Consider the following 17,975-nt stretch of genomic DNA (forward strand, 5'->3'; position numbering starts at 1 on the left):
TATAGTAAAGAAATTCCAATGCTTTAGGAATAGGTTTTGAAAACAAAGTTTGCTTCTGTATGACTATTATATTTACTTCGGAATGTTATATGAAATGATTTGCTATTAAAACATCTAATACATTGCCATTTTTTTAAGTTGTTATAAAAGTGAAAAATAACATTTTATGACAAAGTCCGTTTCAAGTGGAAACTGAAATCGATTTTAAAATAGTTTTTCCAGAAAAGGTTTTGTGGAATGTAGCGCTTGCTACAGGAGAAGTATTAAAAAGAATGCCAACCTGGTGAAGTCGAAACAAATCATAACTACAAGATTTTCGACTCCACCTGTTGGCACTAAAAAACAAAATTATTTAAACAAAAGGCATTACTTATACCGCACTTTCTACGGCAGCTCTCATTTCCTGAGCAGCAGCTACCATCTCGATAAGCGCTTTTTTGGTTTCATCCCAATGACGGGTTTTTAAACCACAATCCGGATTTACCCAAAGCTGGTCTGCCGGAATAACATCGGCCGCTTTTTCGAGTAGTCTTACCATTTCTTCACTGGACGGAACACGTGGGGAGTGAATATCATAAACTCCCGGTCCGATCTCGTTTGGATATTTAAAATCGGCAAAAGCATCTAAAAGTTCCATTTGCGAACGCGAACATTCTATGGTGATCACATCGGCATCCATGTCGGCAATATTCTGAATAATATCGTTGAATTCGCTGTAACACATATGGGTGTGAATCTGCGTGTCATCATTGACACCACTGGCAGAAATTCGGAAAGCTTTTACAGCCCAGTCCAGATAAGCGGCCCATTCTTCTTTTCGTAAAGGCAATCCTTCGCGAATCGCAGGTTCGTCAATCTGAATAATTTTGATTCCGGCTTTTTCTAAATCCACCACTTCATCACGAATCGCCAAAGCAATCTGCGTACAGGTTTCAGAACGCGGCTGATCGTTACGGACAAAGGACCATTGTAAGATGGTTACGGGTCCGGTAAGCATTCCTTTTACCCATTTTGGAGTCAGGGATTGTGCATATTTAGACCATTTTACCGTCATTGGGTTGGGTCTCGATACATCACCATAAATAACCGGAGGTTTTACGCAACGACTGCCATAACTCTGTACCCATCCGTTTTTTGTAAAAGTAAAACCGGCTAATTGTTCCCCGAAATATTCTACCATGTCATTACGTTCAAACTCACCATGAACGAGAACGTCAATTCCGGTTTCTTCCTGGAAACGAATAGTTTCCTCGGTTTCTTTTTCGATTAAGTCGTTGTATTGCTCCGCTGTTAATTCTCCTTTTTTGAATTTTGCTCTCCAGCTTCTTACTTCCGCAGTCTGTGGGAAAGAACCAATTGTTGTGGTCGGAAACAATGGAAGGTTTAAAGCCTCAATCTGACTTTTTCTTCTCGTCGCAAAAGAGCTTTTACGTTTATCGTCGGAAGCCGAAATAGAGGCAACACGTTTTTTTACGTCGTTATTATGAATTAATTTTGAAGTCTTGCGATTTTCATTGGCAATCGTATTTTCTTCAAATGCAACTGAAGTTCTGGTGTCAGTTTCATTAGAAGCAAATTGTTTCAATAGTACAATTTCCTGAATTTTTTGTTTGGCGAAAGCCAGCCATTGTTTGATTTCAGGCGTCAGGGTGGCATCATTGGTTTCTAAATCCAGATCACACGGACTGTGAATTAAAGAACAGGATGGCCCGATCAAGATTCTTTTTTCACCTAAGGCATCTGTTGCTTTTTGGATAAGGCTTAAAGAATTTTTGAAATCATTTTTCCAGATATTTCTTCCGTCCACAACTCCAAGGGAAAGGTTTACGTTTGGATTCAGTTGGCCGGACTCTATAATATCATCTAATTGCGATGGGCAGCGCACTAAATCCAAATGGAAAGTATCCACCGGTAAAGCTAAAGCTGTTGCCAGATTCTCGCCAAAACAATCAAAGTAATTGGCCAGGATGATTTTAATTTTCGGAAAACGGATGTTAATTTCATTATACACTTCCGTGAACGTCTTACGCTCTTTGTCCGTTAGGTTCAAAGCCAGAAAAGGTTCGTCTAACTGAATGTATTCGATCTTTTCAGCTTGTAACTTTTCGAAAATTTCAAAATAAACAGGAAGCAAGGCATCGATCAGATCAATTCGGTGAAAACCTTCTTCTTTTTCTTTTCCTAAAAGCAAATACGAAACAGGTCCGATTAAAACCGGTTTTGTGGCAATTCCCAAGGCATTAGCTTCTTTGAATTCGGTAATTATTTTTTCTGAAAACAAAGCAAACTTTTGATTCTTTGTAAATTCAGGAACAATATAATGATAGTTGGTGTCAAACCATTTGGTCATTTCCATTGCTACCACATCCTGTCCGTTTTTTTGTGCACCTCTCGCCATGGCGAAATACAAATCTATAGACGAATTTGATTTAGCGAAATCAGCATAACGCTCCGGAATTGCTCCCAAAGTAAACGTTAAATCAAGTACCTGATCATAAAAAGAGAAATCATTAGACGGAATTAAATCTATGCCCGCCTCAGCCTGTAATTGCCAATTGGTACGGCGAATGTCTTTTCCGGTCTGGATCAGTTCTTCAACCGAAATTTTTCCTCCCCAGTACAATTCACTGGCTTTTTTAAGTTCTCTGTTACTGCCAATTCTTGGATAACCTAAGTTGTTTGTTTTCATTTTGATTCAGTATTTTTTACTGAACAAATGTATTGTATTAGATTATAATACTTAAATTTAGGCTTTATTTCAGTAAATTGTGTTTTTTAAGTCTTTTTTTGAAGATTATATTACTGATGAATTGTTTAAAAAGAACCTTTAGCCGTAAAAATTACTATGGAAAACCTCGACAAAACCGATTTGCAAATCCTGAAGCACCTTCAGGAGAACTCCAATATCAACACAAAAGACCTTGCTGCAAAATTATTCCTGACCGTTACGCCGGTTTATGAACGTATCAAAAGGCTGGAACGTGACGGTTACATTACCAAATACGTAGCGCTTTTAGACAAGAAAAAAATGAACCGCGGTATGACCGTTTTTTGTAATGTCCGCTTAAAAGAGCACGCTAAAAACGTCGGAAGCAATTTTGTCAAAGATATTGTGGCACTTCCTGAAATTATCGAATGTTATAATATTGCCGGGGATTATGATTTTATGCTGAAGATTTTGGTTCAGGATATGGCTAGTTATCAGGATTTTGTAATGAATAAGTTATCGACCATCGAAAATATCGGAAACACCAACAGTATTTTTGTAATGGGTGAAATCAAACACAGTACGGCATTAGAGTTTTAATATTTTTCGCCACAGCTTACGCAGATTATAATGATTTTTTACAATTGGTGTTTAGGTTTTTTCGCCACGAATTCACTAATTGCCGTAAATCATTGTGTTTAAATTAATTCGTGAAATTCGTGGCGAAAAAAGCATTTAATTTTTTAAATCAAATTAATCAGTGGCCTATTTTTATTCAGCATTGTCCTAAAATAAAACGTATTTTTGGTCTTTAGATTAAAAATCTAAAATCAATAATCTGAAATCTAAAATTTAAAATGAACTGGGAACAACTTTTATCTCTTAAAAAGCAAGGCGACACCGGCAAAAGATTACGTATAGAACAAGACGATACCCGATTGGGTTTTGAGGTAGATTACGACCGTATTATCTTTTCGTCTGCCTTTAGATCATTGCAGGATAAAACGCAGGTCATTCCCCTTTCTAAAACAGATTTTGTACATACAAGACTTACTCACAGTTTAGAAGTTTCAGTTGTGGGACGCTCTCTGGGGCGTTTGGTTGGAAAAAAAATCATCGAAAAATATCCGTACCTCAAAGAAGTTCATGGCTATCATATGAATGATTTTGGAGCAATTGTGGCGGCTGCATCCCTGGCGCATGATATCGGAAACCCGCCGTTCGGGCATTCCGGAGAGAAAGCGATCGGAGAGTATTTTTCGATAGGAAACGGAAAGCAGTATAAAAAAGAAATGACCGACAAACAATGGCAGGATTTAATTGATTTTGAAGGAAATGCAAACGGATTTTCAGTCCTTACAGCGAGCCGTCCGGGAATTGAAGGCGGTTTAAGAATTTCCTATGCAACTCTGGGCGCTTTTATGAAATATCCGAAAGAAAGTTTGCCTAAAAAACCGACTTCCAATATTGCCGATAAAAAATATGGTTTCTTCCAGACCGATAAAGCTTTTTTTGAAGAAGTAGCCAAAGATATGGGAATGATCGCCAATAAATCAGGAGATGATATTGGTTTTGAAAGACATCCTTTGGCGTATTTGGTAGAAGCGGCAGATGATATCTGCTACACCATCATAGATTTTGAAGACGGAATCAATCTGGGTCTCGTTTCTGAAGATTATGCCTTAGAATATTTAATAAAACTGGTAAAAGACAATATTGGTGTAGCCAAATATAAATTGCTGGAAACTAAAGAAGACCGGATTAGCTATTTGCGTGCCTTAGCAATTGGTGCCTTAATTAGTGATGCCGTTGATGTTTTTATAGAAAACGAAGAAGCAATCCTGGCGGGGAAATTTCCCTATGCACTAACAGATAAAAGCAAATACAAAGCCCAAATGGATGATATTATCAACCTGAGTGTTGAGAAAATCTATCAGAGCCGTGAAGTGATCGAGAAAGAAATTGTCGGTTATCAGATCATCCAGACTTTACTGGATAAATTCATTACCGCTTTCAATAACAAATATGAAGGAAAAGCATCCAATTATGATAAATTGCTTCTGAAAATGCTGCCGGAAAAGCATCATTTGGAGAAAACAAATTTATACGAGCGTTTGCTTCATATCTGTCATTATGTTTCCCTTTTGACAGATGGAAATGCATTGGAATTATTCGAAATGATTAATGGCAGAAAACCGAATTAATTATTGAAAAGCATATACAAGACCCACACCTAAAACTTGTCTCAGCTGCGCTCTTGGCCCGTCATTGACCTGGCTTGTTGTTCCGGTTATCGGGTCAACAACATCTTTTTTAGTCTTAATGTCATCGTCATACACCAAATGAATTCCGATATTTGCTTTGACATAAGCATTGACAACAAGATCCAGACGCGTGTCGTAATCCACATCGACATTTCCAAATCGGTTCAGGTAATCGGTATATAAACTCAGTCTGTTTTCGTAGAAAATGTTTTTGAAAATTTCGCTTTTCATGTAGCCCGTTAGCAGGATACCAAATTCAGCTTTTACTTTTTGTCCCTGCTCGATTAAAATGGTATTGGCTGGATCAAGAGGATCCGGAGCATACACCGCTTTTTTAACACCAAATGCTCCCTGGTCTGCTAAATACTGGTCTAAAACCAAAGTAGTCTTTAACGTAATCGGAGAGAAATAGAAAGTCCTGTTTTTGGCTTTATTTGAATTCTCCGCTCCTGCTCCTAAAAAGATATAGGCAGGTGCAAACGGTCTCGATATGGCAATGTCCCTGTTCGGATAATTGTAACCATCTGTAAACTGAGTGCTGAAATTATATTTGGCAGAATAATACCAGTTTGACGTCGTGTCTTTTCTGAAACCGTAAGTGGAGTTAAAAATAAGGGCGTCATCTGTTTTTCTAAGTTCCGTACCATCTTGCTTATTCAAGCCGTACTTCACAATTAATTCGTTAAACCATTTGTGATTTCCTTTTACATACGTTCTTGCGAATTCTCCTTTAAACAAACCTGAAATAGAACTTGTTCCCCCCGCACTCCAATTGACAAAAGCAATTTCGGAGATGTCAAAACCAAGCTGGTTTTTTTTGGTCCAGTTGGAAGGCGGCTGTGGCTCCTGATTGGGTTCTAAAGTGGTTTTAATAATACTCTGAGCAGAAATAGTGGTGGCAAAAGTAAAAAGGAATAGTAAAAGGGAGAATCGAAATAATTTCATTAGGCTTGAATTTTTATTTTTTTTTGGCTTTGCAAAATAATTCTTTTCAATGGTTTGAAAAAAGTTTTGATAAATTTTTAACGTCAATTTTGCACAATTGTTGTAACTGCAGCACAGTTCCATGCTCGATAAATGTGTCAGGAATCCCTAAAATTTTCACCGGATTACTGAAGTTATTAGCAGCTGCAAATTCTAAAATGGAGCTCCCAAAACCGCCGTTTATGGTTCCGTCTTCAATAGTAAAAATGGTGCCGAAAGTGTTAAATATTTCTTTTAATAAATTGACATCCAATGGTTTGGTAAACGGAAAATCGTAATGGGCAATTGTATCGGGATTCGAACATTCGTTTAGCGCGGCTATGACATTATTGCCAATAGTTCCGGTAGATAAAACAGCTGTTTTTGTTCCTTTTTTCAGGCAATTTGCCTGTCCAATTTTAACATTTTCATAATGTCCGAAATTTTCTACTTCCCACTGAGGCAGGACACCTCTTCCCCTCGGATATCGGATCGCAATCGGATGATCTAAGCCTAATTGTGCGGTGTAAAGTATATTTTGCAAGGCAATTTCATTGATCGGAGCGTAAATAATCAGGTTCGGGATGCATCGCAAATACGCAATATCAAAAACACCGTGATGGGTTGCACCGTCTTCGCCCACCAGACCCGCGCGGTCCAGACAGAAAATTACGGGTAAGTTTTGCAATGCTACATCATGAATGACCTGATCGTAGGCACGCTGTAAAAATGTGGAATAAATGTTACAATAAACAATCATGCCCTGAGTCGCCATTCCGGCCGCAAGCGTTACTGCATGCTGTTCCGCAATTCCAACGTCGAAAGCGCGCTCCGGAATTTCGTCCATCATAAACTTCAGGGAACTTCCTGATGGCATGGCGGGCGTCATTCCGATGATTTTTTCATTCTTTCTGGCTAAATCTAAAATCGTTAAGCCAAAAACATCCTGATATTTAGGGGGTAAATTTTCTTCAGATTTCAAATGGATTTCTCCCGTCGAAGCATCAAATTTTCCGGGAGCATGATATTTTACCTGATTTTCTTCAGCCTGCTGCAGGCCCTTTCCTTTTGTGGTGACAATATGAAGAAATTTCGGGCCTTTTATATTTTTTAAACGGTTCAGTTCTTTTATCAGACCTTTCAGGTCATGACCGTCAATTGGTCCTGAATAATCAAAATTCAGGGATTTGATCATGTTGTTCTTCTTCGGATTCTTTCCTTCTTTTACAGCGGTAAGGTATTTTTTAAGAGCACCTACGCTGGGATCAATACCAATAGCATTGTCGTTCAGGATCACCAGTAAATTGGCATCCGTAACTCCGGCATGATTCAGGCCTTCAAAAGCCATTCCGGATGCAATGGAAGCATCACCGATAATGGCAATATGCTGTTTGTTGGTTTCGCCTTTCAGCTGAGAGGCAATCGCCATTCCCAAAGCGGCAGAAATAGAAGTAGAGGAGTGCCCGACACCAAAAGTGTCATAAATGCTTTCGCTTCTTTTAGGAAAACCGGAAATACCGCCGAGTTGTCGGTTAGTATCGAAATTTTCTCTTCTTTCGGTCAGGATTTTGTGTCCGTACGCCTGATGGCCGACATCCCAAACCAGTAAATCTTCGGGGGTGTTAAAAACATAATGCAAAGCAATTGTGAGTTCTACAACGCCTAAACTCGCACCCAAATGCCCTTCTTTTACCGAAACAATGTCAATGATAAAATCACGTAATTCTTTTGCCAATTGTGGTAGCTGCGTTTCGTCAAGTAAACGTAAATCGGCCGGATTGCTTATGTTGGAGAGTAAATTGCTTTTCATTTTTTTATAAAAAACAAATTTACGGTTTTAAATTTAATTTTAGTGTTCAGCTATTTATCAGAATGTTTATTGCAGCGTTATTGGTAAAGAATATTGCATTTTTATTTTTTTTCCATTTGATTCTCCCGGCTGCCATTTTGGACATAATTTTAAAACCCGGATCACTTCCTTTTCTATAGTTTGGTCAATAACGGGTGTGGATTCGAGATAACTTAAAGAGCCATCTTTTTCAACGGCAAAAGAAATTCTGAATTTGTTATTTACAGCATTTACGTTTTCGGGATTTTTAAATTCTTTTCCGAAAAAGTTATAAAATTGTTCGATACCTCCGGGGAATTCCGCATTGGTCTGCATTACCGCACCAGTAACAAATGCAGATTCCTCTTCCTGACCTTCATTTGAGGATTTTACTTTATTTTTAGTCGGTTTGGTACAATCTTTAGTTACCGGTTTTACAAATTTTACCTGATCTGCTTTTGGTGGCGGTGGTGGTGGTGGAGTTTGTTCTGAAGAGCCCTTAGGAGGTAATCCTTTTCCAAGCGTTTCATAGTTGTAGGGAGTTTCTTCTTTATCAACAACTTCTATCTTATTGATCTTTTTCTTATTGCCGTCTTTATCGGCACAACTAAACAAAGTAGTTCCCATAGAAATAAACAAGGCGAGTACAAACATTTTATAATAGGATGTCTGAGTATATAAAACACGACTTGGAATCTGAATCGATATTGTGTCTAATTGTGAATGCTTAAACCTGCCACACACACTGTTACTTTGATTCTGAATAAAAAAATGCTGAATTTCATTAGGAAGCATTTTTGTAAAATCAACAACAGTTTTTGCGCAGCTTAAACAAAATCTGCCATTGTCTTTAGGAGTCATTTTGTCCCAGTTTTCGTTGCAGGGTTCCGGAATAGTGATTTTTGGTTTTCTTTCCATTATTTAATTATATTGGTAAAATGTATGATGATCGGACAATACGATTGTTTAATTTTCCGGGAATCCATTTTGGGGAGGTTTTTAAAACTTTTATGGCTTCTTCTCCGTTTTTTTGCGATGTATTTTTAATGATATTAAAATTACTTAAGCTGCCGTCTTTTTCTATAATAAACAATATTTTACCTTGCGATTTTTCAGTTTTGTTTAATGGAGTATAGTTTTTAGAAAAGAAAGCAAGAAATTTTTTCATTCCAATTTCCGGAACAGGCAAAACATCCAAATCCTTTGAATTGTATATTACATTATACTTAAAAGTTCCTTGTTCAATAGAATTACGAGGAACTACAATACCAAGAGTAAATGCTTCGCGAGTTTTTGGTTTGTTTATTTTTTTAGATTCGATTTCATGTCCATAACAGGATGAAATTGTCTCTTCATCTTGATTTTGTCCTGTATTGTCAACAATTTCGATTTTATCAATTTTATTTTTGTTCCCCTCTTTATCGGCACAGCTAAACAAAGTCGTTCCCATCGAAATAAATAAAGCAAGCAAAAACATTTTATGGTATTGTGTCTGAGTATATAAAAGACGGCTTGGAATCTGAATCGAGATGGGATCTAATTGTGATTCTTTAAACCTGCCGCAAACGCTGTTACTTTGATTCTGAATAAAAAAATGCTGAATTTCATTAGGAAGCATTTTTGTAAAATCAACAACGGTTTTTGTGCAGCTTAAACAAAATTTCCCATTGTCTTTTGGAGTCATTTTGTCCCAGTTTTCATGACAGGGTTCCGGAATAGTGATTTTACGTTTTGTATTCATTATTTGAAATATCAGTGTTTAAATGTAATAAAAAAATATAAAGTAAAAATGTACTTTTCAATGATGAGAAATCCTTTCGTAGATTTCATAAATAGCAGTTTACGTAAAATGAGGCGATTATTTCGGTTAATCGCCTCAAAAAATGATTATATTTGAGGCGATTAATTTAATTAAATGCCTCATGAGTTACAATTGGCAATTACCGGATTGGGAAAAATTTGTATATGATGCTACCGTAATAGATGCATTATGTATTGAATTTGCATTGGAAACAGGAGAACTAAAAGGCCTTGTTGATTCTTTATCAACTGTAATTCAGCAGGAAACTATTTTACAATTTATGATTTCGGAAGCTATCAAAACTTCTGAAATTGAAGGTGAGTTTTTTAGTCGGCAGGATATTATGTCTTCGATAAAGAAAAATTTAGGTATTACTGATGTTTTTAGTCACATTCGGGATAAAAATGCCCAGAGTATCGGGAAGTTGATGGTTACGGTAAGAAATTCTTACTCGGATAAATTAACTGAACTTTCGATAAAGCAATGGCATACTATTCTGATGGAATATTCAAAACAGATTAGCCCGGGAAAGTATCGAACCGGAGAAGAGCCCATGCAAATTGTTTCCGGTAGTTATGGTAAGGAAATTATTCATTTTGAGGCTCCGCCATCCCATCAGGTTGGTGCTGAAATGAAAAAATTCATTAAATGGTACAATGATTTTGAAGTTAAATCAAGTGATATTAAAAAAGCATTAATTAAAACTGCAATTTCTCATTTGTATTTTGAGACCATTCATCCTTTTGAAGATGGAAATGGCAGAATTGGCAGGGCTATTGCTGAAAAATGCCTTTCGGAATCTTTGAGCCGCCCTGTTCTAATGAGTATTTCAAGTACTATTGAAAAAAATAAAAAAAAGTATTACGAATCTTTAAAACAAGCGCAGCAAACACTTGAAATTACAGATTGGATTTTTTATTTTTCTAATTTGATTTTAGAATCTCAGAAAAATGCAAAACAAATTGTACTTTTTACTTTAAGTAAGAGCAAATTCATAGATCGGTTTAAAGATCAGATGAACGAGAGACAGACCAAAGTTGTTCTGAAAATGTTTGAAAATGGTGCTGCTGGTTTTGTAGGTGGAATGACAGCAATAAAATACATATCTATTACTAAAACGTCACGAGCAACAGCAACAAGAGATTTGCAGGATTTGACAGAAAAGAACATTTTGGTACCAAGAGGAGAAGGCCGAAACCGGGCATACGATTTGAATTTATCAGATCAGGAGATAATTAAAAGGTAATTTTTATGATGCTTTCTCGTTTTTAAATCAGGAAAAATTACTTCAAAAATGTACTTTTGCAACTATGATAAATCCTTTCACTGACGAGTACTTCATGAAAAAAGCTTTGCAGGAAGCTGAAATGGCTTTTGATAAAGGCGAAATTCCTGTTGGAGCCATAATCGTTGTTGCCGATAAAGTGATTGCCAGAAGTCACAATCTGACCGAGTTGTTAAATGACGTTACGGCTCATGCTGAAATGCAGGCGATTACTGCCGCCGCTAATTTCTTAGGCGGAAAATACCTTAAGGATTGTACGTTGTATGTCACACTCGAACCTTGCCAGATGTGTGCAGGTGCTTTGTACTGGAGCCAGATTTCGAAAATTGTTTTTGGAGCGCGGGATGAACAACGCGGTTTCATGACCATGGGAACCAAATTACACCCCAAAACTACCGTAGTTTCCGGAATCATGGCCAATGAAGCTGCTGATTTGATGCAGCGGTTTTTTGTGGAGCGACGTAAATAGTTTTTGTAAGTTATTTTTTATGTATTTATATTTGCTGAGTAATTAATTATACAAAATGATTTATTTAATAAGAAATAAAGATACAAATTGGGGTGATTGGAGTGATGTACTTTGGTCAGGATTTGCACCACATGATGAAGAAAGTAATTTGGTTTATGTAGAAAGATCAGGTCCTTTTGTTCCTCCTATTTACGAGGCAGATGGAAATTTAATTTTTACAGACAAGGCAAAAGAGTGTTACAATACTTATTTTCCTAATTCATTAATTTTTCCATACACTTTAGAGAAAAGAAAAATAGTGAATATTGATTGGCAGTCATGGAATAAAGATGAATTTTATAATAAGGTCATTGAAGAGGTTTCGGAACCAGAGGATATAATAGAAAATTCTTTACATGATGATGAAATAGCAACTTCGATTGGCAGTTTATGGTTAGCAAAAACAACAGTATCAATTCATTTGGAAGTTCAGAAGAATAGTAAAAGTGAAAACCCTTCTGATTTTATTTTTCTTCAAAACTCACCGCAACAAGAATGGCATTTTATGGAAGGAATCGAATATAAGGCATACTTTATTAGTAGTAAAGTAAAAAAATGGTTAGATGATAATTTTCCAGAATGCTTTGAAGTGTATTTGATAACCGAATTTAAAGAAAAGTGATTGAATCTTTATTTATTGACTCTCATTAAGAAATAGTATAAGTAAGCAAGTTTCCGGATTCATGGCTGATTTGATGCAGCGTTTTTTTATAGAAAGGCGTAAATAATGGATCATTTTTTAAGGTAAAAAAAATAATTCATTACACTGAATTTTCCTCTTAAAATATTTCAAAAAATATTCTACATTTACTACAATATATTGAACATTCCGATAGTTATGCTCTGTAACTGCCAAATGTTAAAACGTTCTGTCATTTTCTATAATTTGTAACCTTATAACTCTAAATAAAAGTGAAAGCAAAAGGATTAGTTCTCGTGTTTTGTGTGTTTTTTATTTTTCAATCTTGTGGCAGAAAATCAGCTGCCGATTTTAATTCCGATTTTTCATTATTCAAAGAGTACATAAGTAGTTTTACGGGCGGAATCGTTCCTTCACAGTCAGACATACGGGTGGTTTTGGCTTTCGAAAAAAAAGAATGGAAAATCAATGAGGTTTTAGATGACGACTTATTCGATATTTCACCAAGTGTGAGTGGAAAAGTAGTGGCACTTTCGAGTAATACCCTTGCTTTTATTCCGGAGAAAAAATTAAAGCCGGGAACGGAATATCAGGTGACGCTGCACTTAGATAAACTGATTACGCTTCCGAAAGAAAAAGAAAAGGAGCTTTCTGAATTTAATTTTACGGTTAAAACCATAAAACAGGATTTCACTATAAATACGCTCGATATTCAATCCCACAGTAAAGAATATCAGTACCTGAACTGCGTGTTGAAAACAGCAGACGATATCGATTCCGAAATGGCTCAAAAATTAATTTTAGCCAGCCAAAAAGGAAATACCCTTAAAATTAAATTTGATAAAAACGTAAAATCAGGAAAAGAATTCAAATTTACCATTGACAGTATCCAGCGTTTTTCCGAGCCAAGTGAACTTGAAATCGCTTATGACGGAACTGATTTTGATATTGACCAAAAAGGAAAAATTGACTTTCCGATTACTTCCATAAATGAATTTAAAGTTATAAAAGTCGATGTTCCCGACGAAAATAATCAGTCGGTTTTAATCAATTTTTCAGAACCTTTAGAGAAAGGCCAGGATTTTAAAGGTCTGGTTGCCATTCAAAATACCAATAATTTAAAATTTTCAACTCAGGGAAATGTACTGAAAGTGTATTTCAGCAATGAGAAACCAGCAGCCGAAGTGGTTCACGAAGTGGTAGTCGAAGAACCGGTTGCAACCGTGACGGCAGATTCGGCAAGTGTTGCTGTTGATAGTGCAGCGACGGCAACACCGGAAGCAACCGTCGAAGCAGAACCGGAAGTTGTAGAGGAGGAAGAAGCCGCACCGGAACAAAACATAACCGGCGAATTGTTGCTGGAGGTTTTTCAGGGAATAGAAAGCCAATATGGTCAGAAAATGATAGCGAGTTATTCTCAGAAAATTTCTTTTGATCAGATAAAACCGAATGTAAGATTTGTAAAAAACGGGACGATTCTGCCAAGTTCCAATAACCTGAAACTGAATTTTGAAGCTGCAAATCTGAGTGCCGTAGACGTAAAAGTGTACAAGATCTATAAAAATAACATCCTTCAGTTTCTTCAGAACAATGAATTAAAAGGATCGCAAAACCTGAAGCGTGTTTCTCAGCCCGTTGCCAAAACGACCATTAACCTTAAAGAAAACACTCTGGTTAATTTAAGCAAATGGAACACTTTTGCCCTGGATTTATCCAAAATTATTAAGCCGGAACCGGGCGCGATCTACAGGGTAGAATTCTCGTATAAAAAGAAGTATTCTTTATACAAATGCGAAACATCAGAAGACGATTCCGATCAGAATGAAGAGGAAGAAGAGGTGGATGAAAACGATGTGAATTACAGTGAGAATCCGTATGACGACTATTATTACGACGATTATCAGTGGAGAGAAAGCCAGGATCCGTGTACAGGCTCTTATTATTACAATGCCCGAATTGCGACGAATATTTTAGCGTCGGACTTAGGGGTAATTGCGAAAAGAGGAGAAAATAAATCGTACTTGTTTGCTGTAAATAATATCCTTACCACCGAGCCGGTTTCGAACGCTCGTGTTGATTTATACACCTATCAGCAGCAAAAAATTGCTACCGCATCGACCAGCAGCGAAGGTATTGCTACTTTCCAGATCAATAAATTCGCGTATTTTGCCATCGTTACGCTAGGAGATCAGTCAACGTATGTGAAGCTCGATGATGGAAATTCATTATCTGTCAGTAATTTTGATGTAGCCGGAGAAACACTTCAGAAAGGGCTCAAAGGATTTATCTATGGAGAACGTGGCGTCTGGCGTCCGGGAGATAATTTGTATTTATCCTTCATTCTGAATGATGTTTCGAATAAACTTCCAAAAGCACACCCGATAAAATTCAGGCTAACCGATCCAAACGGAAAAGTATCGTATCAGACCGTTCAGAAATCGAATGAATTAAATCATTACGCTTTTATCGTACCGACAGATCCGGATGCACCAACGGGAAGCTGGGAAGCCATGGTAAGCGTTGGAGGAGCCAAATTTTATAAAAACATAAAGATTGAAACGATAAAACCTAATCGTTTAAAAATTAAGAACAGTTTCCAAAGGGCGATTTTATCTTCTTCCTATCCGAACACCAGTAATCTCGAAGTGACCTGGCTTCATGGGGCGATTGCTAAAAACCTGAACGTAGAAATGCAGGCTAAATTCTCGGAACAGAAAACTACTTTCAAAGGATATGACAAATATACTTTTGATGACTTAGTTCGCAGATTCAGTACTGAAGAAGTAAATATTTTCTCCGGAAAATTAGATGCTAACGGAAGAGCATCAGTCAGTATTAATCCAAAGTTACAGGGACAGGCACCCGGAATGCTGAAAGCTTCCTTCATTACAAAAGTATACGAAGAGGGCGGGGATTTTAGTATGGATGCCATGGCCACGACCTATTCGCCATACAAAACCTATGTGGGTGTAAAAGCACCGGAAGTCAACAAATACGGAATGCTGGAAACCAGAACAAACAATCGTTTTGATATTGTGACCGTTGATGAAAACGGAAGACCAAAAGCGGTAAGGGATCTGGAAGTCAAAGTATATAAAGTAGAATGGCGCTGGTGGTGGGATGCTTCAAGTGATAACTTATCCAATTACAATTCATCTGAAGCCACAACTTCTTACAAAACCTTTAAAGTTAACACCGATTCAACCGGAAAAGGCAGCGTTCAGTTTGCCTTAACGGATGAAGAATGGGGACGTTACATGATTCGCGTTTCAGATGAAACCGGCGGACATGCAACAGCTTTAACCGTAAATATCGACTGGCCGATTTGGTCCGGAAAAACCAGAAATACAGATGCCTCAACTGCCAACATGCTTGTTTTTTCTACAGATAAAAGAGACTATGCAGTAGGCGAGAAAGCACAGATTTCTTTCCCTTCAAGTGAAGGCGGACGCGCTTTGGTTTCTATCGAAAACGGATCGAAAGTAGTACAGACCCTTTGGGTAGAAACGAAAAAAGGAGAAACAAAAGTCGAAATTCCGATTACGGCGGCAATGGCTCCGAATGTTTATTTTAACATTACGCTTTTACAACCGCACGCCTCGACTAAAAATGATTCCCCGATTCGTATGTACGGAATTGTTCCGATTGGAGTCGTAGATAAAAATACAAAACTGGAACCAACGATTACCATGTCGGATGTGTTAAGACCGGAACAATCCTTTCCTGTGAAAGTGAGCGAGAAATCTGGTAAAGAAATGACGTACACGATTGCTATAGTTGACGAAGGATTGTTGGATTTAACCCGATTTAAAACACCAAACGCCTGGGATAGCTTCTACGTTCGCGAAGCCCTAGGGGTAAAAACCTGGGATGTATACGATGATGTGATTGGCGCTTACGGCGGAAAAGTAAACCAGATTTTCAGTATCGGTGGAGATCAGGATTTAGGTGGAGGAAAGGCTAAAAAGGCCAATCGTTTTAAACCGGTAGTAATCTATCTGGGGCCCTTCAAGCTGGAAAAAGGACAAACCAAAACACATCAGATCACTTTACCAAAATACATCGGATCAGTACGAACTATGGTAGTGGCGGGTGATGCGGCGGCGAGTGCTTACGGAAGCGTGGAAAAAGCAACTCCGGTCCGTAGTCCGTTAATGGTGCTGGCTTCTTTGCCAAGGAAAATTTCACCATCGGAAAAAGTGACCATTCCGGTTACGGTTTTCGCAACGGAGAAAAATATTAAAAATGTAAAACTTCAGATAAAAACCAGCAGAGGATTGCAGGTTATTGGAAGTGCAGCCCAAAATGTAACCTTTGCACAGCCGGATGAGAAAATGGCGTATTTTAATCTTGCCGCAGGAAACCAGACCGGAATTGCAAAAGTGCAGATCATTGCCACCTCCGGAAAGGAAAAATCATCTTACGATGTCGAGATTGATATGACCAATCCGAATCCGGTTACGAATACGTATACAGATGTTATTTTATCTCCCGGCAGTACTAAAACCATTTCCTGGAAAACCTTCGGAGTTTCGGGAAGTAATAAAGCAAAGCTGGAGGTTTCTTCCATGCCGACGATTAATCTGAATGGAAGATTGCAATATCTGATTCAGTATCCGCATGGTTGTGTCGAGCAGACCACTTCATCTGTTTTTCCGCAATTGTTTTTAAGCGATGTGGCCGATATTGATGCCACACGTCAACAGCTTATTCAAAAGAATGTGACGGCAGGAATCACAAGATTAGGAAGCTTTCAATTGCCAAACGGAGGGCTCTCGTACTGGCAGGGAAATACCATTGCAGACGATTGGGGAACTTCTTATGCCGGACATTTTATAATCGAAGCAGAGAAAAAAGGATATGTTTTGCCGATTAACTTCAAATCAAAATGGACTTCCTATCAGCAAAAAGAAGCCAAAAAATGGCGTTTTGAACCACGATACGGAAATGATATGGCGCAGGCGTATCGTTTGTACACATTGTCTCTGGCTGGCTCTCCTGATTTGTCTTCCATGAACAGATTGCGCGAAACAACCGGAATTTCAAACGAAAGTAAACTACGTCTGGCAGCGGCTTATGTGCTGGCAGGACAAAAAAGTGCAGGATTGACCTTGTTATTGCACAGTAAAATCGATGATACTTCAAGTGATTATAATTATTACTATTATGGTTCAGGTGACAGGAACAGAGCCATGGCTTTGGAAACATTATTGTTGTTAAACCAAAAAGAAAATTCATTCCTGATGGCAACAAAACTGGCGAAAAACATGGCAAGCGATCAATGGATGAGTACCCAGACTACTGCTTATTGTTTGTATGCGATGTCGAAATTCTCACTAAATAACGGCCCGAAAGGAATTGATCTTCAGTTTAGCAAAGACGGAAAAGCACAGACTATAAAAACGGCTAAAACCGTTGCAGACCGAAACCTGGTGGTGAAATCAGGATCCAACAGTATTACTCTGAAAAACAATAAAAAGAATACGATTTATGTCCGAGTGTTAAATACCGGAATTCTTCCTATTGGTCAGGAAAATGCAGTGCAAAGTAATCTTTCGGCCGGAATCGTTTTCAGAAACAGAAAAGGAAGTGTCATTGAGGTGTCGAAAATTGCTCAGGGAACGGAATTTATGGCTGAGGTAACCATTAAAAACCTGAAGAACGAATATGTACAAAATGTAGCTTTATCGCAGATTTTGCCATCCGGTTTCGAAATTGTAAACACCCGTTTTACAGATTACGGTGAAGCAACAAATAATACAGCTGATTATATTGATATCAGGGATGACCGAACAAATTTCTATTTTGGGCTGAAAGCCGGAGAAACAAAAACATTCAAAATTTTACTGAATGCCTCCTATCTCGGGACTTATTATTTACCGGGACTGCAATGTGAAGCGATGTACGATCATACTTTCCTGGCCAGAACCAAAGGATTTTGGGTTCAGGTGGTGAAATAAAGTTTCACGCAGATTTTGG

Annotated in this window: 11 protein-coding genes; 6 read left to right on the forward strand and 5 right to left on the reverse strand. The window is 37.8% G+C overall.

Going from position 1 to position 17,975, the window contains the following annotated elements:
* Window positions 1-370 precede the first annotated feature (370 nt).
* Window positions 371-2,689, reverse strand: a complete 2,319-nt coding sequence (gene metE / locus GJU43_RS00905) for a 5-methyltetrahydropteroyltriglutamate--homocysteine S-methyltransferase (RefSeq protein WP_154338983.1) — start codon at window positions 2,687-2,689, stop codon at window positions 371-373.
* Between the two features lie 156 nt (window positions 2,690-2,845).
* Here metE and GJU43_RS00910 point away from each other — a divergent pair, with 156 nt between their 5' ends.
* Both GJU43_RS00910 and GJU43_RS00915 read left to right on the forward strand, forming a co-directional pair.
* A complete protein-coding gene (locus GJU43_RS00910) occupies window positions 2,846-3,307 on the forward strand; it encodes an Lrp/AsnC family transcriptional regulator (RefSeq protein WP_154338984.1) in 462 nt (153 codons plus the stop codon).
* Window positions 3,308-3,564: 257 nt separating this feature from the next.
* Complete coding sequence (locus GJU43_RS00915) at window positions 3,565-4,911, forward strand: deoxyguanosinetriphosphate triphosphohydrolase (protein WP_154338985.1); 1,347 nt, start codon at window positions 3,565-3,567, stop codon at window positions 4,909-4,911.
* On the opposite strand, the gene GJU43_RS00920 is transcribed toward GJU43_RS00915, so the two are convergent.
* The 4 genes from GJU43_RS00920 to GJU43_RS00935 all read right to left on the reverse strand — a co-directional run bounded on the left by GJU43_RS00920 (window position 4,912) and on the right by GJU43_RS00935 (window position 9,503).
* Window positions 4,912-5,916, reverse strand: a complete 1,005-nt coding sequence (locus GJU43_RS00920) for a DUF3078 domain-containing protein (protein ID WP_154338986.1) — start codon at window positions 5,914-5,916, stop codon at window positions 4,912-4,914.
* 46 nt (window positions 5,917-5,962) lie between these two features.
* Window positions 5,963-7,744: a 1-deoxy-D-xylulose-5-phosphate synthase gene (locus GJU43_RS00925; RefSeq protein WP_154338987.1), complete on the reverse strand. Its 1,782-nt coding sequence runs from the start codon at window positions 7,742-7,744 to the stop codon at window positions 5,963-5,965.
* 66 nt (window positions 7,745-7,810) lie between these two features.
* Entirely contained in the window at window positions 7,811-8,680 is an 870-nt protein-coding gene (locus tag GJU43_RS00930; RefSeq protein ID WP_154338988.1) for a hypothetical protein, read from the reverse strand.
* Window positions 8,681-8,687: 7 nt separating this feature from the next.
* Complete coding sequence (locus tag GJU43_RS00935; protein WP_154338989.1) at window positions 8,688-9,503, reverse strand: energy transducer TonB; 816 nt, start codon at window positions 9,501-9,503, stop codon at window positions 8,688-8,690.
* Between the two features lie 181 nt (window positions 9,504-9,684).
* Here GJU43_RS00935 and GJU43_RS00940 point away from each other — a divergent pair, with 181 nt between their 5' ends.
* The 4 genes from GJU43_RS00940 to GJU43_RS00955 all read left to right on the forward strand — a co-directional run bounded on the left by GJU43_RS00940 (window position 9,685) and on the right by GJU43_RS00955 (window position 17,956).
* Window positions 9,685-10,809: a Fic family protein gene (locus GJU43_RS00940; RefSeq protein ID WP_154338990.1), complete on the forward strand. Its 1,125-nt coding sequence runs from the start codon at window positions 9,685-9,687 to the stop codon at window positions 10,807-10,809.
* A gap of 64 nt (window positions 10,810-10,873) precedes the next feature.
* Window positions 10,874-11,317 carry a nucleoside deaminase gene (locus GJU43_RS00945; RefSeq protein ID WP_154338991.1) on the forward strand — a complete coding sequence of 148 codons (444 nt, stop codon included), beginning with the start codon at window positions 10,874-10,876 and terminating at the stop codon, window positions 11,315-11,317.
* A 55-nt stretch (window positions 11,318-11,372) separates the two neighbouring features.
* Window positions 11,373-11,978 (forward strand): hypothetical protein, encoded by a 606-nt coding sequence (locus tag GJU43_RS00950; RefSeq protein ID WP_154338992.1) that lies wholly within the window; start codon window positions 11,373-11,375, stop codon window positions 11,976-11,978.
* 290 nt (window positions 11,979-12,268) lie between these two features.
* Window positions 12,269-17,956, forward strand: coding sequence for an alpha-2-macroglobulin (locus tag GJU43_RS00955; RefSeq protein ID WP_370455458.1), 5,688 nt, complete (start codon window positions 12,269-12,271; stop codon window positions 17,954-17,956).
* Window positions 17,957-17,975: the final 19 nt, after the last annotated feature.

It is taken from the genome of Flavobacterium sp. LC2016-23 (assembly GCF_009674775.1).
In the GTDB taxonomy this organism is placed as follows: domain Bacteria; phylum Bacteroidota; class Bacteroidia; order Flavobacteriales; family Flavobacteriaceae; genus Flavobacterium.

Bases quoted from the DNA above. Each gene is read 5' to 3' on its own strand.
- GJU43_RS00930 (WP_154338988.1), bottom strand. From the start codon at position 8,680: ATGGAAAGAAAACCAAAAATCACTATTCCGGAACCCTGCAACGAAAAC.
- GJU43_RS00950 (WP_154338992.1), top strand. From the start codon at position 11,373: ATGATTTATTTAATAAGAAATAAAGATACAAATTGGGGTGATTGGAGT.
- GJU43_RS00935 (WP_154338989.1), bottom strand. From the start codon at position 9,503: ATGAATACAAAACGTAAAATCACTATTCCGGAACCCTGTCATGAAAAC.
- GJU43_RS00920 (WP_154338986.1), bottom strand. From the start codon at position 5,916: ATGAAATTATTTCGATTCTCCCTTTTACTATTCCTTTTTACTTTTGCC.
- GJU43_RS00910 (WP_154338984.1), top strand. From the start codon at position 2,846: ATGGAAAACCTCGACAAAACCGATTTGCAAATCCTGAAGCACCTTCAG.
- GJU43_RS00945 (WP_154338991.1), top strand. From the start codon at position 10,874: ATGATAAATCCTTTCACTGACGAGTACTTCATGAAAAAAGCTTTGCAG.
- GJU43_RS00940 (WP_154338990.1), top strand. From the start codon at position 9,685: ATGAGTTACAATTGGCAATTACCGGATTGGGAAAAATTTGTATATGAT.
- GJU43_RS00915 (WP_154338985.1), top strand. From the start codon at position 3,565: ATGAACTGGGAACAACTTTTATCTCTTAAAAAGCAAGGCGACACCGGC.
- GJU43_RS00925 (WP_154338987.1), bottom strand. From the start codon at position 7,744: ATGAAAAGCAATTTACTCTCCAACATAAGCAATCCGGCCGATTTACGT.
- metE (WP_154338983.1), bottom strand. From the start codon at position 2,689: ATGAAAACAAACAACTTAGGTTATCCAAGAATTGGCAGTAACAGAGAA.